The organism is Stenotrophomonas sp. STK17_22, assembly GCF_051983905.1.
Taxonomy (GTDB): domain Bacteria; phylum Pseudomonadota; class Gammaproteobacteria; order Xanthomonadales; family Xanthomonadaceae; genus Stenotrophomonas; species Stenotrophomonas maltophilia_A.
This window is the reverse complement of record NZ_CP197010.1, coordinates 4,944,777-4,965,029: the sequence shown is the minus strand read 5'-3', so window position 1 is coordinate 4,965,029 and position 20,253 is coordinate 4,944,777. Positions and strand designations below refer to the sequence as shown.

Sequence of the window (20,253 nt, the reverse complement as noted above, 5' to 3'; positions counted from 1 at the left end):
TCGGTCGGCACGCTGCCAAGAGGAGAGATGTTTGCCATGAAGCGTAGGGAATTCATCGCGGCCAGCGCCGCTGTCGCCGCCAGCAGCCTGCTGCCGCAGACCCCGGTCTGGGCACGCGGGCGCAAGGTGCGCCTGGCCATGATCGGTACCGGCATGCGTGGCCTGGTGCTGCTGAAGGAACTGGTGCGCCGCGACGACGTCGAGGTGGTCGCCGTCTGCGATATCGAGCCGATCATGCTGGGCCGCGCCGTGGAGATGGTCAGCAAGGCCGGCAAGCCGGCCCCGAAGACCTACGGCCAGGACCGCGACACCAATGCCTGGAAGCGCCTGCTGGAACAGAAGGGCATCGATGGCGTGATCATCGCCACACCGTGGGAGTACCACGCGCCGATGGCGATTGCCGCGATGCAGGCCGGTGTGGCAGTGGGCTGTGAAGTAGTGGCCGGCATCACCCTGCAGGACCACTGGGACGTGTTGAAGACCCAGCTCAGCACCGGCACCCCGTACATGCTGCTGGAGAACGTCTGCTACCGCCGCGACGTGATGGCCGCGCTGCAGATGGTGCGCCAGGGCCTGTTCGGCGAACTGGTACACCTGCAGGCCGGCTACCAGCACGACCTGCGCGGCGTGAAGTTCAATTCCGGTGACCCGAACCAGCCCTACGACAGCGGCGTGGAGTTCGGTCCCAAGGGCTGGAGCGAAGCGCGCTGGCGCACCGAGCATTCGGTGGAGCGCAATGGTGAGCTCTACCCCAGCCACGGCATCGGCCCGTGCGCGATGTACACCGGCATCAACCGCGGTAATCGCTTCACCCACATCAACGCCTTTGCGACCAAGGCGCGCGGCCTGCACGAATACACCGTGGCCAAGAGTGGCGGCACCACCCATCCCAGCACCAAGGTGAAGTTCAAGCTGGGCGACATCGTGACCACCACGCTGGCCTGCGAGAACGGCGAGACCATCCTGCTGCAGCACGACACCTCGCTGCCGCGCCCGTACTCGATGGGCTTCCGCGTGCAGGGCACCAAGGGCCTGTGGATGGATGTGAACCATTCGATCCACATCGAAGGCCGCAGCCCGCCGCACCAGTGGGAAGAGTTCAAGAAGTACCAGGACGAGTACGAGCACCCGCTGTGGAAGCAGAATGCCGAGACTGCTGCCAGCGCTGGTCATGGTGGCATGGACTGGTTCGTCATCCATGCGTTCGTGGAAGCGCTGAAGGCCAAGGCACCGATGCCGATCGACATCTATGACGCAGTGACCTGGAGCGCGATCACCCCGCTGAGCGAGCAGTCGATCGCCAACAGCTTCCAGACGCTGGAGTTCCCGGACTTCACTGGCGGCGCGTGGAAGCAGCGCAAGCCGATCTTCGCGTTTGACGGCAAGTACTGATCTGCTTTTTGTGGAGTCGAGCCAGGCTCGACTGGTTTTGAACACAACGCCGGGCATCGCCCGGCGTTGCTGTTTGTGGCGCCCCCCTGCCACGCCCATGCTAGGCTCGGCTTCGTGCCCGGCAGTTGATGTCAATCGACAGAGAGGAGCTAGCCTGATGCGCCTGCTGACCTTCACCTGTCCACTTTGCGGCGCTGCCGGGCAGCGATTCCCGCTGCATTCCGCATCGAGACGGCAGGCGAAGACGGCATGCAGGGGATGTGGCGTGGTGCTGCGCTCGGATCCCCGTTTGGGCTGCATACGCTCTACCTGCTGTATACGCAGATCGTCGTGCTGCTCGCTGCATTGCCCATGATCTGGGCCTATGCCTCGGGTCGATGGTTCTGGTTGGCTGCGATCTGGGCCGTGGTGTTGGTGTTGTCCTGGTTCCCCGGCGTGATCAGGCACGCACGAAGTCCGATCGTGCGCGCCTGCCGGGATCCCGATTACAGCTACGCGCGCAGGCCGGGCGGACCATCCACCGGCGGCACCGCAGAACCGGCACCGTGCAGCCGCATTCCATGATGGCTATCGATGGATGTCCTACGGTGTTCGCGTCGGTCCCAGCTCAATCGGCAGGCCAACCCGCTGCCACCCGGTCCGCCAGCACCAGTTCGGTATCCATCTGCCGGCCATCGCGTAGATAGCGGACGCCAACGCGCGTTCCCACCGGACGCTCGCGCAGCAGCGCACGCCAGTCCCCCAGTATCCGTGCGGCAATCGGCTCTCCCGCAATCATGACGATGCAGTCATCCCTGCGCAGGCCGGCGCGTGCACCGGCGCTGGTCGGCGCTACATCGGCTACGCGCAGTGCACCTTCCTCGGCCTGCAGCCACAGTCCGCTGCGGTCGAAGGCATCGGACTGCGTGCTTTCAGCGTTGGGCACCAGATAAAGGCGCTTGGTGTCGTAGTCGATGCCCATGGAGAAGCGCCGCAGCACGCCGCCGCCCAGGATCGCGCCATAGTCGGCCAGGGCCAGCGCGCCCTTGTCGGTGCTGGACAGATCACCGACCAGACCAGTGACTTTGATGTCGCCCATGCGCAGCACACCGAGCCGGGCCGGTCGCGCGCGGCCGGGGCCACCGAGGCCCCATCCAAGTACTGCCTCCTCGCTGGCGTGGTACTTCTCCAACAAACGATGGGTGCGCACGAACGGGCTGCTCAGGCTCAGCGAGTTGCGTGAGCCGGTGTCCAGCCACAACCGCAGCGGGATGCCGTCCAGTTCGCCGTTCAATACCGGCGCGCGGTCGTCCTGCTCGAACGGCAGCACCACCGCGTTGGCGGGTGGCCGGTAGTGGCCCGGTCGGGTGAAGCTGAGCACGCGCGCGCCGTAGTCGAAGGTGGTGACGAAGCGCAGGAAGGTCTCGTAGCCAATGAAGCCATCGTGTGGCACGCCCATCGAGTTGATCTGCTGGCCGAGGTCGATGATGTGGAACACCGGGTTTGCAAGGTGCGCGTCACCGATGCGCAGGTGGCGGGCCTGCGCCAGGCCCAGGTCGCTGGCGTTGTCGCCGGCACCATGCACGCTCAGGCGGCCCGCTGTGGTCAGCCCCAGGCGCTTGGCGGCGATCGGTGTCAGCAGGTTGATGGCACCGGTATCCACCAGGAAGCGCGCTGGTTGGCCGTCCACTTGGGCCTCGATGTAGACATGGTTGTTGATCAGGTCGAACGGGACGCGGGTGGTGCCGCTGGCATCCTCGATGTAGCTGTCGTCGGCCATCGCTGGTGGTGCATACAGCCCATCCGGCACAGGGAGATCCACCCGGTAGCGCTGCACCTGCACGTGGCTGCGCAGTCGCGGATCGGCTCGGCCCTGGGAATCGAGCGTATCGGTGATGATGCGATGGGGCAGCAGCAGGCCATCGACCGCCCGGTAGTCCTCCAGCGTGGTGGCGGTGGGTGTGCGGGGGGAGGCGATGACCACCCGGCCGAGCAGGCCGCTGCGCGCGTCGAACCAGAGTTCGATCGGGTCCGCTTCCTCCGGCGTCGTCGACAGCACGTCATAGCGCTGCCCGTCGTGGACCTCGGTACGTGGGCCTGCAAAGCGCGAGGCCGGATAGGCGCTGGACCAGTAGGCGCGGGTGGCCAGCCACGCCTGCGTGCGGGCAGTGCGGCGTGGCACGGTGCCATCCAGCAGGCCTACTTCGCCGCCGTAGTCGCGGCGCCACGACAGCTTGCCGTCGAAACCCTGGGCAACAGTGAAGGCCCCCAGCTGCGCCTGTTCGGCATAGCGCCCGGCGCGCAGGTCCTGGTTGAGCTGCCAGCGGCCTTGCAAGCCACCGAGCGAGTGCTCGCCCTCAGCCTGCAGGCGCTGTACCGACAGCCACGGCTCGCCGCCACTGGCTGCACGGGCGCGGGCCAGCACACCCGCCGCATCCCCCACCGCAGCCTGCGCAGGAACCGCCAGCATCCACAGCAGGCCGAACATCATCCGTTGCCATCGCATTGCATCACCTTCTTCGTCGGGTCGAGCGCTGATGGCAACGCAGCGGCGGGCGCCGTTCGACCGGGCGTGAAGGATTGGACGTTCAGCCGGAGGTGGCGCGGCTGCGGCGGTATTCGCTGGGGGTCTGCCCGGTGGCGCGCTTGAACGCGCTGTTGAACGTGGACTTGCTGCCGAAGCCGGCGGCAAGGCCGATGTCCAGCACGCTGCGTGGGTCAGCCGGGTCGGAGAGGCAGGATTTCGCCGCCGTGATGCGGAAACCGGTCACGAACTCGGAGAAGCTCTGGCCCAGGCCCTGGTTGAGCGCCTGCGAGACCTGGTTGGGTGACCAACCGCTATGCTGGCTCAAGCCCTGGAGATCGAGTCCGGGGGCTTCATGCAGGCGTTGGTCCTGCATCAATGCGGTCAGCGCGCTGGCGATGGCCGCGCATTGCGCCGCGTCGATGCCCGAGCGCTGGTAGCGTGCGACGGCGACGTCCTCGGTGGGCGCGGGGACAAGGTTCCCCATGCCCGGTGCAGCGGCGCTCACAGGCGCGCGCAGCTGCTGCCGCACCACGCGGCAGGCCAGCAGGTACATGCCGGCGGTGGTCAGCAGGCTGAGCCCGATGCTGGCCAGCAGCGGAGCGGTGTCCGGCGGCCACCGGTTCATCGCGCTGGCAAGCCAGCAGCCCGCCATCACGATCGCCAGCCCGCGCAGTCCGCTGCGTTGGATGGCGGTTCCGCGCGAGGCCGAAGACGTGCGCAGCGAAAGCCACAGCGTGGCCAGCAGGTAGGGGGCGCCCTGCAGCAGCCAGCCATGGAAGCTGAGCGGGAACAGCACCTTGCCCAGCGGCAAGCCCTCGGAAGGCGCGAGTGCGTTCAACAGGGAAATGACGAATGCGAGGCCAGCCGGCAGCAGATGCGCGAGCGGCAGCAACGAAGTGTGGCCCGGTGCGGGCAACAGCAGCGCACGCGCATGGCCATACAGCAGCGGACCGAGCAGATAGACCAGCGGCACTTCGATGACCCGCAGCCAGCGCACCGCGTCGGCCGAGAGCCAGGCCTGGCCACCCAACAGCACCAGTCCGAACAGATTGGCGGCGGCGAAACAGGCGAAGAAGATGGTGAGCAGATGACTGCCACGCCGAGCGCGGCCGAAGCTCACTCCGGTGGACAAGGCGGCCAGGCCCAGAATCGCAGCGCCTGCCGCCAGCTGCAGCAGATCCGGTGGCGTCATGCGCGCAGTGTTGATGAAGCGCGCGGCAACGTCCAGCGCGGGCTGGCAGCGGGCAGGCAACACAGGGGGAGATGGCGCGCCCGGAGGGATTCGAACCCCCGACCAATGGCTTCGGAAGCCACTACTCTATCCGGCTGAGCTACGGGCGCGTTGTAGAACCGCCGCGCCACCGACCAGTGCCGGGGCGGGCATCGCAGCGCCATGAGGCGGTGCGGGACCGGCATTCTATCCAGTTTCGCCGAACAAATCTCCCCCCATGGGCAAAGCCCTGCCGGAGGGGCAGGAGTATCCTATCGCCATGGCTGATACCCCCCTCACTTCGCCGCAGTCGCCGGCGACGCCGCGTTGGCGGCATTACTGGAGTCTGATGCGCGCTGATCGCCCGATCGGCACGCTGCTGCTGCTGTGGCCCACCTGGTGGGCGCTGTGGCTGGCCGCCGGCGGCCTGCCGCCGCTTTGGACCCTGTTCGTGTTCACCGCCGGCGTGTGGCTGACCCGCTCGGCCGGTTGCGTCATCAACGACTATGCCGACCGCTGGCTCGATCCGCATGTGGAGCGTACCAAGGCGCGTCCGCTGGCCACCGGCGCAATCAGCGGCCGTGCCGCGCTGGCACTGTTCGCCGTGCTGATGCTGGTGGCGTTCGGCCTGGTGCTGACCCTGAACGGGCTGACCATCGGCCTGAGCTTCATCGGCGTGTTCCTGGCCGCCAGCTACCCGTACCTGAAGCGCTATACCCATCTGCCGCAGGTCTACCTGGGCATGTCGTTCGGCTGGGGCATCCCGATGGCGTTCGCCGCCGTGCAGGGCGAGGTGCCGCTGCTGGGCTGGCTGCTGTATGCCGGCAACATCCTGTGGTCCACCGCCTACGACACCTGGTACGCCATGGTCGACCGCGAGGACGACCTGAAGATGGGCTCGCACTCCACCGCGATCCTGTTTGGTGACCTCGACCTGGTCATCCAGGGCGTGTTGTACGCGCTGTTCCTGGCCACCATGGCGCTGGTCGGCGTGCGCGGCGGGCTGGGCGGCTATTACCTGGTGGGCGTGGCGGTGGCCGCTGCGCTGGTGGTGTACGAGTTCTGGATCTGCCGCAACCGCGAGCGCGGCCCGTGCTTCAAGGCGTTCCTGCACAACAACTGGGTGGGTGCCGCGCTGTTCGCCGGCATTGCCGTGGATCTGGCGCTGCGTTGACCCCAGGGTCTGGTAGAGCCGGCCGCTGGCCGGCTGCACCCGTATGCGGTCCCGAGGTTGCCGGCCAGCGGCCGGCACTACCGCCTTCCACCACCTGGGATGATGCTTGGATCTGGTAGAGCCGGCCGCTGGCCGGCTGCAGCCGTATGCGGTCCCGAGGTTGCCGGCCAGCGGCCGGCACTACCATCCTCCCACCTACGACCAATAGGTGGCTGACAGCCCGCACCCCACCGCCCAGAATCGGTCCATCGAACCTGGGAGGGTAGGCGATGGCCTCGACGGCAGCAGTACAGGACGGCTGGATGGCGCGCGCTGCGCTGCGCTCGGCCGCCTGGGCGGAAAAATGGTTCCCCGATGCGTACGTGTTCGCGGTGCTGGGCGTGGTCATCGTCGCGCTGGCCGCGATGGGCTTCGGCTCGACCCCGCAGGCCACCGCAAGCGCTTTCGGTGATGGCTTCTGGAGCCTGATTCCCTTCACCATGCAGATGGCCTTCGTGGTCATCGGTGGCTATGCCGTGGCCACTGCACCGGTGGTCGCACGCTTCATCGATTTCCTCGCCCGGGTGCCGCGCACCGGACGCGGTGCGGTGGTGTACGTGGGCCTGGTCAGCATGCTCGCCTCGCTGCTCAGCTGGGGCTTCTCGCTGGTGTTCGGCGGCCTGCTGGTGCGCGCGCTGGCGCGCCGTACCGAACTGCGCATGGACTACCGCGCGGCCGGTGCTTCGGCCTATCTCGGTCTGGGTGCGGTGTGGGCGATGGGATTGAGCTCGTCGGCCGCGCAGCTGCAGGCCAATCCGGCCAGCATGCCGCCGGGGCTGGTCGAGATCACCGGCGTTCTGCCGTTCACCGAAACCATCTTCCTGTGGCAGTCGATCGCGCTGACCTCGGTGCTGATCCTGGTTTCGCTGCTGATCGCCTGGCTGACCGCACCGGCTGCCGGCAGTGCGCGTACCGCTGAGGATTTCCCGGGCGCCGCGCAGGCCGAGCCGGAACCACTGCAGCGCCGCACGCGCCCGGGCGAGTGGCTGGAATACAGCCCGCTGCTGACCGTACTGCTCTCGTTGCTGGCGTTCGGCTGGCTGTTCAACGAGTTCGCCAACAAGCCGGTGGTCACCGCCATCGCCAACCTCAACACCTACAACTTCCTGTTCATTTCGCTGGGCCTGCTGCTGCACTGGCGGCCGCGCAGCTTCCTCAACGCGGTGGCCAAGGCGGTACCCAGCACCACCGGCGTGTTGATCCAGTTCCCGCTGTACGGTGGCATCGCGATGATCCTCACCCATGCTGCTGGCGGCGACGGGCAGACACTGGCGCACCGCCTGTCGAGCCTGTTCGTGCACGTGGCCAGCACCGATACCTTCGCGCTGGTGATGGGCGTCTATTCGGCGGTGCTGGGCTTCTTCGTGCCCTCCGGCGGTGGCAAGTGGATCATCGAGGCGCCGTACGTGATGCAGGCCGCCAACGAACTGAAGGCACACCTGGGCTGGGCGGTGCAGGTCTACAACGCGGCCGAAGCGCTGCCGAACCTGATCAATCCGTTCTGGATGCTGCCGCTGCTGGGCGTACTGGGCCTGAAGGCACGCGACATCGTGGGCTTCACCTTCATCCAGCTGCTGGTGCACATCCCTCTGGTGCTGGGCCTGCTGTGGCTGCTGGGCATGACCCTGGCCTATGTGCCGCCGGTGATGCCCTGAATGCTGGGCTGGCTTGCCTGCGTGAGTTGGGAAGCCAGCCTCCTTCCGCGCGTGTTTCCGGCTGAGAACGCCATGAATGCGCGCCATGCTGACCACTGCATGAGCACATGCCGAACCCGCATGAATTCTTCAGCCGCTTGTGCCACAAGGGCTTCTGCGCGTTCATTCACAGGCGTACACGCGGATGTAGCCGCGCACCCACGCGTGATTAACCATTCGCTGCAGACGATGGCCACGTCCACCGCATTCCGCGAGTGGCTTTGGAGATCGGACATGGCACAGCAGAACCAGAACCCGAACCAGAAGCAGCAGGGCCAGCAGAACCAGCAGGATCAGCAGCAGGGTCGTGGCCGCGACCAGCAGCAGCAACAGCAGCAGGAACAGCAGCAGCGCAACCAGCGCAACCAGCAGCAGGGTGGGCAGGACGAGGAAGAGTGACCTCGCCACCAGCTCCGGTGATGCGAAGCCCCGCCCCGTGCGGGGCTTTGCTTATTCCAGCACGCCGACACGCTGCAGCACCGGCGCCGCCGACATGTCGTTCGGATTGGTGCCGGGCTGATCCTGCGGTACGTCCATGCCCATGCCGCGGTACAGATCCACCCAGTGCTGGGCAATCTCCCCGGTCTGCGGGTTGCGGAAGTTCATCGGCTGCAATGCGAATACGTGGTGCGCACGGAAGGCGCGTTCGATGAAGTCCGAGCAGTAGTAGCTGTCCTCGTTCAACACATACGACGTGTTGTACGGCTTGCCCAGCATCGTGCGCGCGGTGGCGACCGCATCCTTGATGGCCGCCTGCTGCGGCGCGTGCAGGCGATAGACCACGATCTGCCGTTGCTTGGCGCGCGCCTCCTGGCGGAACTCGACCAGCGATTGCCGGCGCGATCCTTTCTCGTCCGCATGCAATACCTCCCAGCCCTTCGGCGTGGAAGCGACCAGGGCGACGTGATCGAAGCTGGGCGCGCCCTGCTTGCCGGTGGCATCGTCGATGGCTGCACTGAGACCGCTGCGGCCGGCGGTGACGAACAGCAGGTCGCCTTCGTGGACATCGACGGCCCTCGCCACCGCCGGCCACAGGGCGGGCAGCAGCAGGCCGATCAGGAGCAGGAGGCGATGCATGAGGACTCTCAGACAAGCGGAAAGCCTGAATTGTAGGGTGCGCGGTAGCATGGAGCGACCGGACCGGATTCAGGATGAGCCCATGTGTCGATACCGTTCTGCCGCAGTGCTGATGCTCGCCTGCGCCGTGGTGCTGGTTGCCTGCACGCCAGCGCCGCAGGCACCGCATACCGCGACCGAAGCCTCACCTACCGCAGCGGCGCCGGCGACCACCGTCGCCGAGCCCACAGCTGTGGCTGCACGCGGTGAATGCCTCTACCCGGACTTCGATACGTTCCTGAAGCATTTCGGCAACGAGATCGCGCTGCAGGAAAAGACCACCGCCGATCCGCTGCTGGACAGCTACATCGATGCAGAGGCCGAGCCGGAACCGCGCAAGGTGGAAAGCCGGCTGGCGCGGGCCGATGTCGAGTGGCCGGTGATGCCTGATCCCGCCGCACTGGCCGGGCAGGGCCGCGAAATGCAGGTCAGCCTCCTGGCCGATGGACAGCGGCAGGTGCAGATCCGCACGCCGGACAGCAGCGACCAGCAGACCTATACCTTCACGCAGGCGCCGTGCTGGACGCTGGTCAAGCGTGAGGATGAGTCGATCTGATGGCTGATCCGGCACAGGCGCGGCGGGCCAGCGGCTGCTAGGCTCGATCCCTGGTCCAGGCAGGGAGACGCCGATGCAGGCTTTCAGGAAGCGCACCACCACCGCCGCCATTGCCGCCGTATTGGCGATAGCCCCCTTCAGCGGCGCGCAGGCACAGTCGGTGCATGCCGATGACCGCACCTACTTCGCCAGCGCCGCGGCCGAACAGACCGCGCGTGATGCTCTGGGCAAGCGCGTCGAGGCCCTGCAGCACGCTTCCACCCTCGCACCGGCGGAACGATTCCAGCAGGCCGAGGCACTGGAGGCGCAGTGCCTGCGTCATCTCGGCTACCTGCATCTGCAGTCCGCCCGCAACGCGCGCGATCTTCGCCCGGCACAGGCGATGGAGCAGGCAGCGGGGCTGTGCAGCCGCATCGCTCGCAGCGGTCGCGCCGCACTGCGCGAGGCGCCCGCAGATGCGGCGTGGGCAGCACCGTATGGCTTCCTGCGCACTCGGGCGCTGAAGGAGGCTGCCACCCCGGCCAACGTCGCGCTGGATGAGGCCGTGGAGGCACTGGCCGATCCGGCGCTGGACAGCTTCGCGCGCCTGCGCGGGCAGATCCTGCGCAGCGCCGAGTATCCGCAGATCGAGCACGGCGGTCGTCACTGGGACACGGGCCGCGACAAGCAGCTGCTGGCCCAGCAGCCCGACCGCGCCCTGCGCGAGGCCGGCTGGAAGGGCTACTGGCAGGGGCTGCACTCGCGCCGTGAGCCGATGGCCTCGGTGCTGCTGGGGCTGGTGCAGGTGAATGACGCCGCCGCACGCCTGCAGGGTGACGGCTCGGCGCCGGCATATGGCTACCAGCGCATGGGCCTGGATACTGCCGCAGTGGATGCAACGCTGGTGGCGATCGAACAGCACGCCGGGGACCGCCGTGCCTACCAGGACATGCTGCTGCGCCACGCTGCGCGATCCGGCATCGACGCGCCGCAGATCTGGGATACCACCGTGCCCGATGCCGGCTATACGCCACCAGTGCTGACGTTGGCGCAGCTGCGTGACAACGCCGCCGATGCCATGCAGCACCTGGGACCGGCGTACGTCGCCGAACTGCGCGCGCTGCTCGATCCGGCCAACCAGCGCATGGATCTGGCCACCGAACGTGGTGACCGCAGCCAGGACGCGTTCCCGGTGAGCGCTCCCGGTGTGCCGGCAATGCTGTTCGTTGGCCTGCGCCGTGGTGACCTGGAAAGCGACGTCGAGATCGCCCATGAAGCCGCTCATGCCGTGCACGGCGAGTGGATGCAGCGCGGTCATGCGTCGCCGCTGCAGCGTAATGGCAGCCAGTGGCTGACCGAGGCGTTCGCGATCTACAACGAGCTGCGCTTCCGCGACCAGCTGTACCAGCAGGCAGAGGATCCGCGCGCCAAAGCCTATTACCTGAAATCGCTGCTGGACGACATGGTGCTGCAGCTGTTCACCTCTTCCGAGGAAGCGCAGCTGGAGCAGTCGATCTATCGGGGCGTGGCCGCCGGCACGCTGGGCACCGCCGATGACCTGGACGCGCTGACCGGGCAGGTGCTGGCGCGCTTCGGCCAGCAACCGGAGCGCTACCCGCAGCTGCGCAACACCTGGATCGGCAAGCGCCTGATGTATGAAGACCCGAACTATCTGGTGAACTACCTGTATGCGGGGCTGCTGGCCGTGCAGTTGTATGTGCAGGACCAGCGCGACCCCGAAGGGTTCCGTGAGCGCTATCTTGCCGTGCTTGGCGAGGGCTTCGACCGCGCGCCGAACGAGCAGGTGGCGCAACTGCTGGGGCACGCGCCTGACTGGGCGGCCCTGGTGGATGCCGATCTGCAGGTGTTCAACCAGACGGCGGCGCAGCTGCAGGCGCTGCATGCGCAGATCGAGGCAGGGCAGGGTACGTGAACCCGGCGCGCCCCTTGCAGCAGGCGGCCGCCACCGTGTGGATGCTGTTGCTGCTGTGCCTGCTGCCGATGGCGGCGACGGCGGTCACCCCGATACCTGCGCTGGACGATCCGGTGGTGGATGCCGCCAACGCGTTGTCCGCTGAAACCCGCGCCACCCTGCGCAGGCAGGCACTGCAGCTGCAGGCACGGAAAGGTGCACAGCTGCAGGTGCTGGTGGTACCCAGCGTGGGCAGCGAAGGCATCGAGGCCTATGCACAGCGGGTGTTCGATCAGTGGCAGCTGGGGCGCGCCGGTGTCGACGATGGTGTGCTGCTGTTGGTGGCGGTGCAGGACCGCCGCGTGCGCATCCAGACTGGCTATGGCCTGGAAGGAGCGCTACCGGACGCGTACGCCGCTCGCATCATCGACAACGCGATCGTGCCGCGCTTCCGTGAGGGCGATGTCGACCAGGGCGTGCTCGATGGCACGAAGATCATGGTGGCGCTGATCGATGGCGAGGACCTGCCGGCATGGGAAGAACCGTCGGCCAGCAATGTGCTGCCTGCGGACTGGCGACGCGCAGACTCGGTGGTGGCGTTGACCCTGCTGGCCGGTTTCCTGGCCGGGCTGTGGCGCTCGCCGCCGCCCCTCCCGCCGGCGAAGACCGAGGACGATTTCAGCGGCAGCCGTCGGGAGCGGCGGCGCAAGGCACTGGCCGCCAATGCATCGGCACCAAAACCAACCTGGCCGACCTTGCCGGCCTGGGGGCGCCCGATGCTGGTGACCGCTGTTGTGGGTGCGGGCATGCTCTCCGTGGCGCTGCTGCTGCCACGCCATGTGCTGCCGGGCCTGTGCTTCGTGCTGGCGCTGGGTGTGCCGGTGGCTGCCCTGCTGGGCTGGTGCTGGCGCCGCAGTCGAGGTGTGCGCATCGTGCTGTGCGGGATGCTGATGCTCAGCGTGCTCTTCCTTGTGCAGGCGCTGCTGCGTGGCCAGCTGCCACCGAGCCTGGCCCGGCACCTGTTGCTGCAGGTCGCTGCGGGCGTTGTCACCTTGATGGTGTTCCTGCTGGTGCAGGCCTGTCGCACACGCTGGAAGAAGAGCCGCAGCAGCTTCGTCGTGCGCATGACGGTGCTGGTGCTGTTGACCCTCGGCTATGCCGCGGGCGCGTTGCTGGCGATCCATCGTGCCGAAGGTGACGATCCACGGCTGCTGGCAATGATCGTGTCCGGGGTGTGCGGCGTACTGCTGTACTTCGTGTGGTTGTTCACCATGCTGCCGGGCGAGCGCGCACGCGGCCGGGCTTCATCATCCCGCGAACGCACGTCGTCCCGTTCGCCGTCCTCGTCGAGTTCGTCGTCGAGCAGTTCCAGCAGCTGGTCTGGAGGCGGCGGCCGCAGCGGCGGAGGCGGCGCGTCCGGCAGCTGGTAGTTCAGGTCGCCTGCACCCGCCAGCCGAGCGAGGCGTCCTCCACAACACCCGGGCCGGCCACGTCGCCGACCTGCAGCTGCAAGCCGCGCGCGTTCGGCAGGTCCTTCTGCTCGGGGAACCAGCGTCGATCCGCAGCGACCACGATCAGCAGGCCCTCGTCGTCGCCCATCGGCGCGAACTGCGGCGAAGGCGGGCTGATCGGTTGCAGGCCGAACCGCAGGCTGGACTGTTCGCGCACAGCGTCGACATCGTGGCTGGGCAGGCCGACTTCGCTCAGGCAGGTCAGTTCGCTGCCGTGGAACGCACCTTCGCGCGCGCTGGCCGGCAAACGGCGGCGGCCGATCAGTTCCAGGATCAGGCCGTCAGGGCCAGTGAAGTACACCGACTGCGACTGCCAGCTGCTCTCCAGCGCGAAGTAGTCCAGTCCCGCCGGATTGCGTTGCAGCGGCGTGCGCTCACGCAACCAGGTCATCGCCTCGCTGAAGCGGTTGTCCGGTACGTTGAAGGCCAGGTGCACGCCACCGACCGGATGATCACCCGCCGGCTTCAGCTCGATCGTGCTCCAGCCGATGTGCACGTGATTGCCGACCACGCGCTGCTGCAGCACATCGTGGAAATATGCAGCGACGGTGGTGACGTCGGACACCGGCAGGGTGAGGTGAAGCAGGCGCATGATCGATCCTCCGTGGAGCGCATGCACCGAGTGTAGACCTGGCGGGATTGCGTGGGTGTCACCGCGGGCGCAACGATTCGTTACGGTGGGTGCCGCGCTCGAAGATCACTCCACCGGCAGCCAGATTTCCACGCCGCCGTTGCCGCTGTGCTCATCGAAACGCATGTCGTAGCGTTCCAGATCGGGGGCGTCGGCCAGGCTGAGCCCGGAGCCGGGCAGGTAGTGATCCAGCAGCCAGAACCAGGTCGAGCGGATGGTCGAGATGTGCCCGCCGTGCCAGGCCACCAGGTAGCGACGCGGCGGAATGTCCACGCGTTGCCAGTGCGCAGGTACGCTCGGCACCGCGCCGGCCGGCAGTGCGGCGATGTAGTCGAAGCCGCCATCGTCATCACTGTTGCAGCACACGCCGAAGCTGATCGGTGCCGGCGTCGGCCATTCCCGGTTGAGCTGCGCCCACTGTCCGGGTATCGCACCGCCGCTGTCGCGGGTATGCCGCATGCCGATACCCGCGACCTGGAAGGCAGGGGTATCGAGCAGGCGCGGCGCTTCACCGCAGGCAGTCGGCGCATCGTCCACGCGGATCTCCTGCACCAGCGCCAGCCCATCGGTGCCTTGTTCGCGTACCCGCTCCGGGGTCTGCCCGAACTGTTCGCTGAAGGCGCGGGTGAACGCGGCATGGGTGGTGTAGCCCGCGCCCAGTGCCACCTGCAGGATGTCGCCCGCCCCGTTGGCCAGCCGCTGCGCGGCAGCGGTCAGGCGCCGTCCCCGCAGATAACGCACCACCGAGGTGCCGGTGCGGGCCTGGAACAGGCGCGACAGATGGAACGGCGAAAGCCCCGCTGCGGCGGCAATATCGGCCAGTGCCAATGGCCGGTCCGCATGGGTTTCGATGTACCACAACGCCTTGCCTGCCGCGCTCATCCTTCCGTTCCCCGAATCCAATGCCGGGCACAGTAGCGGATCGGCAGGCGCCGCGTTTAGCAGTTCTTGCGCTGCAGCGGCATCAAGCTGTCGCACTGACGTCATGGCTCCTTCACAGATCGCGCCGAGACTGCGCGCCTTGTCCACGCCTGTTGTGTCCGAGCAGGTGCTGGCCCTGTCGCGTCCTCCCGGAGCCCTGCCGTGCATCGTTCGAAGCTTTCGCGTTCCATCCTCCTCGCCCTTTCCATGGCCAGCGCAGGAGGCGCGATCGCAGCGGAGGCCGATGCGGTCGATGCCCCGGCGGGCAGCCGTACGGCGCCCACTCAGCTCGACGCGATGCTGGTCACCGGCACCCGCGCCTCCAACCGCACCCAGTTCGAAACGTTGGCGCCGGTGGACGTGTTCACCAAGGAAGACATCAAGTCCGTTGAATCCACCGACCTGAAGGACGTGCTGGCGCACCTGGTGCCGTCGTTCGTGGTGCAGCGCCTGCCGATGGCGGACGGCCAGGTGTTCGTGCGCCCGGCCACGCTGCGTGGCCTGTCGCCGGACCAGACCCTGGTACTGGTCAACGGTCGTCGCTTCCACCGCAGCGCGCTGCTCGGCAACCGTGGCGCGCAGGCGGCCGATCTGGCACAGATTCCGACCAGTGCGATCAAGCGCATCGAAGTGCTGCGCGATGGTGCGTCGGCGCAGTACGGCTCGGATGCCATCGCCGGCGTCATCAACATCATTCTCGAGGATGGCCCGGGTACCGAGATCACCGCTGGTTATTCGCAGTATGCGCAGGGCGATGGCGCCTCGCGCGACTTCAGTGCACGCACCGGCTGGTCGCTGGGTGACTATGGCAGCCTGGTGCTGTTCGCCGAATCGTCCAACTCCGACGCCACCTCCCGCACCCGCCAGCGCCCCGATGCCATCGCCTTCCAGGCCGCGCATCCGGATCTGGACGTGCCCAACCCGGTACAGCGCTGGGGCCAACCGGAACTGGAAAGCCGCCGTGTCGGCTTCAACGTGAAAGCCAATGCCAATGACACGCTGGAGCTGTATGCGTTCGGCCTGTACAGCCACAGCGATGGCGTCAGCGATTTCAACTGGCGCAATCCGGATACCACCACCGGTGCCTACCGCAACACGGCGATCTTCCCCGGCTGGAACCTGCGTTCGATCTATCCGGTGGGCTTCAGCCCGCAGTACGGCAACGTCCAGAACGACCTGCAGCTGGTCGGTGGCCTGCGTGGCGAGATCACGCCGAAGCTGCGCTGGGATGTCAGCGCCTCGTATGGCCGCAACGCCATCGACTACAGCCTGAAGAACTCCATCAACGCCTCGCTCGGCCCGGCCAGCCCGACCGCGTTCGATCTCGGCCGCCTGACCCAGACCGAGAAGAACGCCAACGCCGACTTCAACTACGAGTGGGATGTGGCTGCGCTGTCCAAGCCGATCAACGTCGCCTTTGGTGGCGAGTTCCGCCAGGAGACCTACCAGGTGCGTGCCGGTGATCCGGCTTCGTACGCAGTGGGCCCGGGCGCTGCCGCTGGCCTGGAAGCCAATTCCAACGGCGCGCCGGGCTTCTCGGCCAGCCAGGCCGGGCAGTGGAGCCAGCGCAGCAAGGCGGCCTACGTGGATATGGAAGTGCCGTTGGGCGAGCGCTGGAGCATCGGCGCGGCCAGCCGCTACGAGGACTTCTCCAGCTTCGGCAGCACGCTGGACGGCAAACTGTCGGCACGCTTCGCGATCACCCCGGACGTGGCCCTGCGCGGCACGGTGTCCACCGGCTTCCGCGCACCGACACCCGCGCAGCTCAACACCACCAGCACCACCCAGGGCCTGGATACGCGCACGCTGCAGATCTTCACCAGTGGCCGCCTGTCACCGAACGATCCGCTGGCGCAGCTGCTCGGTGCCAGGCCGCTGAAGCCGGAAGAATCGCGTACCGCGTCGCTGGGCCTGACCTGGCGCACCGACCTGGGCCTGTCCGGCTCGGTGGATGTCTACCAGATCAAGCTCACCGACCGCTTCAGCCAGTCGGCCAGTTTTGCCATTCCGGCAGGCACGCCGAATCCGCTGGGCTATACCTCGGTGAACTACTTCACCAACGATTTCGATACCACCACCACCGGCGTGGACGTGGTCGGCAACTACCTGCGCGACCTCGGCGCGGGTCGCATGACGCTGACCCTGGCCTACAACTACAACCGCACCCGCGTGGACAACGGCAGCACCTCGGTGGCCACCAACGAAACCCAGCGCGTACTGTTCGAAGACCGCCTGCCCGAGCACAAGGGCAGCCTGACCGGCAGCTGGGACATTGGTGCCTGGTCGTTGATGGCGCGCATGCGCTACTACGGCGCCTGGACCGACGCCAGCGGCAATGCGGTGGGCGACATCTACCAGCGCTTCGGCGCGATGAGCTTCCTCGACCTCGCCGTGGGCTATCGCATCAACGAGCACCAAAGCCTGCGCGTGGGGGCCGACAACGTGCTGGACCGCTATCCGGATGAGGCGGTGTTCCAGGCCAGCCGCGGCCTGGTCTACTCGCGCAACGCGCCGTACGACACCGATGGTGCCAACCTGTACGCGCAGTACCGGTTGAGCTTCTGATGGACCGCACGCGCCGCTCCCTGCTGCGTGCCGGCACCCTGCTGCCGGCCGCAGCCGCACTGTCTTCACTGCCCGCCATGGCTGCCACGCGCTACGCTGCGCCCATGCAGATTCCCGCAACGACCGTGGCGCCGGACGTGCTGGCCCGCGATGAAGGCTATTGGGCCTCCGTGGCCAGCCACTTCGACATCACCGACGAAGTGAACCACCTGGAGAACGGCTACTGGGGCGCGATGGGCCGCGAGACGCTGGCCAGCTACCAGCGCCATACCGCTGAAGTGAACCGTGGCAACGCCTGGTACGGCCGTCGTGAGTTCCCGGCGCAGTACCTGGCGGTGCAGCGGCAGGTAGCCGAGCTGCTGGGCGTGGGCGTTGATGAAATCGCACTGACCCGTGGTGCCACCGAGGCGATGCTGGCCCTGATTGGCGGCTACAACCGCCTGCAGCCCGGCGACCAGGTGCTCTACGCCGACATCGACTACGACAGCATGATCGGCGCGATGCGCTGGTTGCAGCAGCGTCGCGGCGTGCAGGTCGAGCGTATCGCGCTGCCGGCGGTGCCGGACCACGCGCAGATCCTGCAGGCCTACGAGGCCGCATTCGCGCGGCTGCCACGCCTGAAGCTGGTGCTGCTGACCCAGGTCAGCCATCGCCATGGGCTGGTGCTGCCGGTGGCGGAGATCGTCGAACGCGCGCGAGCGCGCGGTATCGATGTGATCGTCGATGCCGCGCATGGGTTTGGCCAGATCGACTACGCGGTGCCGCAGCTGAAGGCCGATTTCGTCGGCATCAACCTGCACAAGTGGATCGGTGCGCCGGTCGGCGTCGGCGCGATGTACGTGCGCAAGGGCCGTGTGGCCGATCTTGACCCGTACATGGGGGAGACCGACGACGGCCGCGTGGGCAGCCGCGTGCATACCGGCACGGTCAACTTCGCCGCCTACCTGGCGCTGCCGGAAGCGATTTCCCTGCACCAGCGTATCGGCGTAGCCAACAAGCAGGCGCGCCTGCGTTACCTGCGCGAGCGCTGGACGGTACCGGCGCGGCAGATGGCACATATCGAAGTGCTGTCCTCGGCGGACCCGGCGCTGGCCAGTGCGCTGGCCAGCTTTCGCCTGCGCGGGCGCACCAGCGTGGTCGACAACATCGCGCTGCAGAAGCGCCTGCTGGACGAGCATCGCGTGTTCACCACCCATCGCGACGGGTTGGAATCGGGTGCGTGCGTGCGGGTCACGCCGTCGGTGTTCACCCGGCCGGAGCAGATGGATGCGCTGGTGCAGGCGCTCTCCGCCCTGGCCTGACCCTGCTTTGGTGGGTGCCAACCTTGGTTGGCACATTCCGTCCGTGCCGGGGAATCTTCCGCCGGGCATGGCCCGGCGCTACCGATCCTCCCCCAGCCTGGTGGGTGCCGACCGTTGGTCGGCACATTCCATCCACGCATGGCGTGCACGGGCATTGCCAACCAAGGTTGGCATCTACCGAAGCGGGTCCCGTAGATCCACGCCATGCGTGGATGCTCTCCACCTACCGCTCGATCGCCGGCAACGCATCCGACAACAACAACCGATCGATCCGCCGCAGCGCACTTTCCAGCTGCCGACGATCCGCCGCCAGTCCCAGCGACAGCCGCACGCCACTCTGATGCAATACCCCCGGCGGGCAGAACGCCGATGACGGCGCAATCGCCAGCCCCTGCAGCTGTGCGGTACGCACCAGGGTGGCATCGGTCCACGGTGCCGGTATCCGACACCACGCATGCAGGCCCTCTGCCCGCTGCAGCAGCGATGGCGCCAGCAGGTAGCGCGCCATGCGCATGCGCTCGCGCGCCTCGGTGCGCACCTGCGCCAGCAGTGACTGCGCCGAACCATCCAGCAGCAGTTGGCTGGCCAGCGCCGAGACCAGCGGATGGCCCATCAACCGCGTCGCCCGCAGTGCGGCCGTCATCGCCTCGGCATGCGCGGCGCTCGGGCAACGCACGAAAGCGGTGCGCAGGCCGGGGCTGATCACCTTCGACAGTGTCGCCACGTAGAACACATGACGCGGTGCCAGCGTTGCCAGCGGTATCGGCGCATCTTCGGCCAGATGCCAGTACGGATCGTCTTCGATCGCAAGCAGGCCTTCGCTTTCCAGCACGCGCGCCAGCGCTTCGCGCCGATGCAGCGGCAGGGTCAGTGCGGTCGGGTTCTGGCAGGTGGGATTGAGATAGACCAACCGCGCACCGCTTTCGCGTGCCAGCCGGGCCAGTGCATCGGGGCACATGCCGTGTTCGTCGCTGTCCACCGGCAGCAGGCGCCGGCCCAGTGCGGCAGCGGCCTGCAGCAGGCCCGGATAGACCAGCGCATCGCAGAGGATCGCGTCGTCGTCGCGTCCCTGGCTGACCAGGATCGACGCCAGCGCCACCTGTGCACCTTCGGTCAGCAGCAGGCAGGCATCGTCCACCTTTCCCAGCATCGACTGCAGCCAGCGCGCCGCTGCGTGGCGGTCGGTGGGGTTGCCACCGCCCAGGTGATAGGTCATCAGGTTCGGCGCGTTGCTGCGCGCAAGCACGGCGGCCGCGCCACGCCGCAGCGTCTCGGCCAGCGCATCGGCATCGGGCACCGGCGGCACGTTCATGCTCAGGTCCACCACCTGGTCGAAGCCGGCCTTGGGCGGTGCGATGAAACTGCCCTGTGGTCCACGCGCTTCGATCAGGCCACGCTTGCGTGCTTCATCGAAGGCGCGGGTGACCGTTGTCAGGTCGATACCGAGCTGCTGCGCCAACGCGCGTTGCGAAGGCAGGCGCTGTCCCGGTGCGAGACCACCGCGGCGCACCGTGCGTTCCAGCGAGTTGACGATGCGCAGGTAGATCGGCCCGCTGTGCGCGAGTACGTCCTGCACCCATTCGCGGGCTGCGACATCCGGTCGCGGCATGTACGGAGCATGTCGGGGCGTATCGTTGCTTCCAACGGCGGGAGCCTGTCCATAACCATCGGTCGGTTCGGACAGGTGACCGCCGTTGTTGTTTGCGGCGGCCACGCCGGCCAGCGTCAGTGATGTCATTGCGCGTC

The 20,253-nt window shown here is 67.3% G+C and carries 16 protein-coding genes and 1 tRNA gene; 10 read left to right on the top strand and 7 right to left on the bottom strand.

Translation table 11 applies throughout. The annotated features are described in order from the left end of the window. Window positions 1-36 precede the first annotated feature (36 nt). Both ACSYS9_RS23100 and ACSYS9_RS23095 read left to right on the top strand, forming a co-directional pair. On the top strand, window positions 37-1,392 hold the full coding sequence (locus tag ACSYS9_RS23100; RefSeq protein ID WP_071227665.1) for a Gfo/Idh/MocA family protein: 1,356 nt from the start codon (window positions 37-39) through the stop codon (window positions 1,390-1,392). A gap of 249 nt (window positions 1,393-1,641) precedes the next feature. Beyond that, the gene (locus ACSYS9_RS23095; RefSeq protein WP_223276874.1) at window positions 1,642-1,956 is read left to right on the top strand and encodes a hypothetical protein; all 315 of its coding nucleotides are present in this window, start codon (window positions 1,642-1,644) and stop codon (window positions 1,954-1,956) included. A 43-nt stretch (window positions 1,957-1,999) separates the two neighbouring features. Here ACSYS9_RS23095 and ACSYS9_RS23090 read toward each other — a convergent pair whose 3' ends face one another. From ACSYS9_RS23090 to ACSYS9_RS23080, 3 genes are all read right to left on the bottom strand, one after another. Beyond that, window positions 2,000-3,877 carry an aspartyl protease family protein gene (locus tag ACSYS9_RS23090; protein ID WP_071227654.1) on the bottom strand — a complete coding sequence of 626 codons (1,878 nt, stop codon included), beginning with the start codon at window positions 3,875-3,877 and terminating at the stop codon, window positions 2,000-2,002. Between the two features lie 82 nt (window positions 3,878-3,959). Further along, the gene (locus ACSYS9_RS23085) at window positions 3,960-5,153 is read right to left on the bottom strand and encodes a helix-turn-helix transcriptional regulator (protein ID WP_223276873.1); all 1,194 of its coding nucleotides are present in this window, start codon (window positions 5,151-5,153) and stop codon (window positions 3,960-3,962) included. A gap of 9 nt (window positions 5,154-5,162) precedes the next feature. Further along, window positions 5,163-5,239 (bottom strand) — tRNA-Arg (locus ACSYS9_RS23080). 149 nt (window positions 5,240-5,388) lie between these two features. Between ACSYS9_RS23080 and ubiA the strand changes: the two genes are divergently transcribed. The 3 genes from ubiA (at window position 5,389) to ACSYS9_RS23065 (ending at window position 8,414) form a co-directional block, all read left to right on the top strand. Next, on the top strand, window positions 5,389-6,282 hold the full coding sequence (gene ubiA / locus ACSYS9_RS23075) for a 4-hydroxybenzoate octaprenyltransferase (protein ID WP_071227652.1): 894 nt from the start codon (window positions 5,389-5,391) through the stop codon (window positions 6,280-6,282). A 269-nt stretch (window positions 6,283-6,551) separates the two neighbouring features. Continuing rightward, window positions 6,552-7,976 carry a short-chain fatty acid transporter gene (locus ACSYS9_RS23070; RefSeq protein WP_029379800.1) on the top strand — a complete coding sequence of 475 codons (1,425 nt, stop codon included), beginning with the start codon at window positions 6,552-6,554 and terminating at the stop codon, window positions 7,974-7,976. 273 nt (window positions 7,977-8,249) lie between these two features. Next, entirely contained in the window at window positions 8,250-8,414 is a 165-nt protein-coding gene (locus ACSYS9_RS23065) for a hypothetical protein (protein WP_005414774.1), read from the top strand. A 51-nt stretch (window positions 8,415-8,465) separates the two neighbouring features. On the opposite strand, the gene ACSYS9_RS23060 is transcribed toward ACSYS9_RS23065, so the two are convergent. Beyond that, window positions 8,466-9,092, bottom strand: a complete 627-nt coding sequence (locus tag ACSYS9_RS23060; protein WP_049421138.1) for a YiiX/YebB-like N1pC/P60 family cysteine hydrolase — start codon at window positions 9,090-9,092, stop codon at window positions 8,466-8,468. An 82-nt stretch (window positions 9,093-9,174) separates the two neighbouring features. Between ACSYS9_RS23060 and ACSYS9_RS23055 the strand changes: the two genes are divergently transcribed. The 3 genes from ACSYS9_RS23055 to ACSYS9_RS23045 all read left to right on the top strand — a co-directional run bounded on the left by ACSYS9_RS23055 (window position 9,175) and on the right by ACSYS9_RS23045 (window position 13,008). Further along, the gene (locus ACSYS9_RS23055) at window positions 9,175-9,687 is read left to right on the top strand and encodes a hypothetical protein (RefSeq protein WP_071227651.1); all 513 of its coding nucleotides are present in this window, start codon (window positions 9,175-9,177) and stop codon (window positions 9,685-9,687) included. A 73-nt stretch (window positions 9,688-9,760) separates the two neighbouring features. After that, window positions 9,761-11,599, top strand: coding sequence for a M3 family metallopeptidase (locus ACSYS9_RS23050; protein ID WP_071227650.1), 1,839 nt, complete (start codon window positions 9,761-9,763; stop codon window positions 11,597-11,599). Between the two features lie 41 nt (window positions 11,600-11,640). Then, entirely contained in the window at window positions 11,641-13,008 is a 1,368-nt protein-coding gene (locus tag ACSYS9_RS23045; protein WP_071227664.1) for a TPM domain-containing protein, read from the top strand. A gap of 1 nt (window position 13,009) precedes the next feature. Here ACSYS9_RS23045 and ACSYS9_RS23040 read toward each other — a convergent pair whose 3' ends face one another. Both ACSYS9_RS23040 and ACSYS9_RS23035 read right to left on the bottom strand, forming a co-directional pair. Next, on the bottom strand, window positions 13,010-13,681 hold the full coding sequence (locus tag ACSYS9_RS23040; RefSeq protein ID WP_071227649.1) for a VOC family protein: 672 nt from the start codon (window positions 13,679-13,681) through the stop codon (window positions 13,010-13,012). 105 nt (window positions 13,682-13,786) lie between these two features. After that, entirely contained in the window at window positions 13,787-14,602 is an 816-nt protein-coding gene (locus ACSYS9_RS23035) for an AraC family transcriptional regulator (protein WP_071227648.1), read from the bottom strand. A 201-nt stretch (window positions 14,603-14,803) separates the two neighbouring features. On the opposite strand from ACSYS9_RS23035, the gene ACSYS9_RS23030 reads away from it, so the two are divergent. Next, entirely contained in the window at window positions 14,804-17,206 is a 2,403-nt protein-coding gene (locus tag ACSYS9_RS23030) for a TonB-dependent receptor plug domain-containing protein (RefSeq protein WP_440568637.1), read from the top strand. Next, entirely contained in the window at window positions 17,206-18,507 is a 1,302-nt protein-coding gene (locus ACSYS9_RS23025) for an aminotransferase class V-fold PLP-dependent enzyme (protein WP_071227647.1), read from the top strand. The genes ACSYS9_RS23030 and ACSYS9_RS23025 overlap by 1 nt, the downstream gene beginning before the upstream one ends. Before the next feature lie 223 nt (window positions 18,508-18,730). Here the strand turns inward: ACSYS9_RS23025 and ACSYS9_RS23020 are convergent, their stop codons facing one another. Then, window positions 18,731-20,245: an aminotransferase-like domain-containing protein gene (locus ACSYS9_RS23020; protein ID WP_071227646.1), complete on the bottom strand. Its 1,515-nt coding sequence runs from the start codon at window positions 20,243-20,245 to the stop codon at window positions 18,731-18,733. Window positions 20,246-20,253 lie beyond the last annotated feature (8 nt).

What these genes read in the sequence shown, in the direction of transcription:
- ACSYS9_RS23100 (WP_071227665.1), top strand. Translation starts at nt 37, where the DNA reads ATGAAGCGTAGGGAATTCATCGCGGCCAGCGCCGCTGTCGCCGCCAGC.
- ACSYS9_RS23095 (WP_223276874.1), top strand. Translation starts at nt 1,642, where the DNA reads ATGCAGGGGATGTGGCGTGGTGCTGCGCTCGGATCCCCGTTTGGGCTG.
- ACSYS9_RS23090 (WP_071227654.1), bottom strand. Translation starts at nt 3,877, where the DNA reads ATGCGATGGCAACGGATGATGTTCGGCCTGCTGTGGATGCTGGCGGTT.
- ubiA (WP_071227652.1), top strand. Translation starts at nt 5,389, where the DNA reads ATGGCTGATACCCCCCTCACTTCGCCGCAGTCGCCGGCGACGCCGCGT.
- ACSYS9_RS23070 (WP_029379800.1), top strand. Translation starts at nt 6,552, where the DNA reads ATGGCCTCGACGGCAGCAGTACAGGACGGCTGGATGGCGCGCGCTGCG.
- ACSYS9_RS23065 (WP_005414774.1), top strand. Translation starts at nt 8,250, where the DNA reads ATGGCACAGCAGAACCAGAACCCGAACCAGAAGCAGCAGGGCCAGCAG.
- ACSYS9_RS23060 (WP_049421138.1), bottom strand. Translation starts at nt 9,092, where the DNA reads ATGCATCGCCTCCTGCTCCTGATCGGCCTGCTGCTGCCCGCCCTGTGG.
- ACSYS9_RS23055 (WP_071227651.1), top strand. Translation starts at nt 9,175, where the DNA reads ATGTGTCGATACCGTTCTGCCGCAGTGCTGATGCTCGCCTGCGCCGTG.
- ACSYS9_RS23050 (WP_071227650.1), top strand. Translation starts at nt 9,761, where the DNA reads ATGCAGGCTTTCAGGAAGCGCACCACCACCGCCGCCATTGCCGCCGTA.
- ACSYS9_RS23045 (WP_071227664.1), top strand. Translation starts at nt 11,641, where the DNA reads ATGCTGTTGCTGCTGTGCCTGCTGCCGATGGCGGCGACGGCGGTCACC.
- ACSYS9_RS23040 (WP_071227649.1), bottom strand. Translation starts at nt 13,681, where the DNA reads ATGCGCCTGCTTCACCTCACCCTGCCGGTGTCCGACGTCACCACCGTC.
- ACSYS9_RS23035 (WP_071227648.1), bottom strand. Translation starts at nt 14,602, where the DNA reads ATGAGCGCGGCAGGCAAGGCGTTGTGGTACATCGAAACCCATGCGGAC.
- ACSYS9_RS23025 (WP_071227647.1), top strand. Translation starts at nt 17,206, where the DNA reads ATGGACCGCACGCGCCGCTCCCTGCTGCGTGCCGGCACCCTGCTGCCG.
- ACSYS9_RS23020 (WP_071227646.1), bottom strand. Translation starts at nt 20,245, where the DNA reads ATGACATCACTGACGCTGGCCGGCGTGGCCGCCGCAAACAACAACGGC.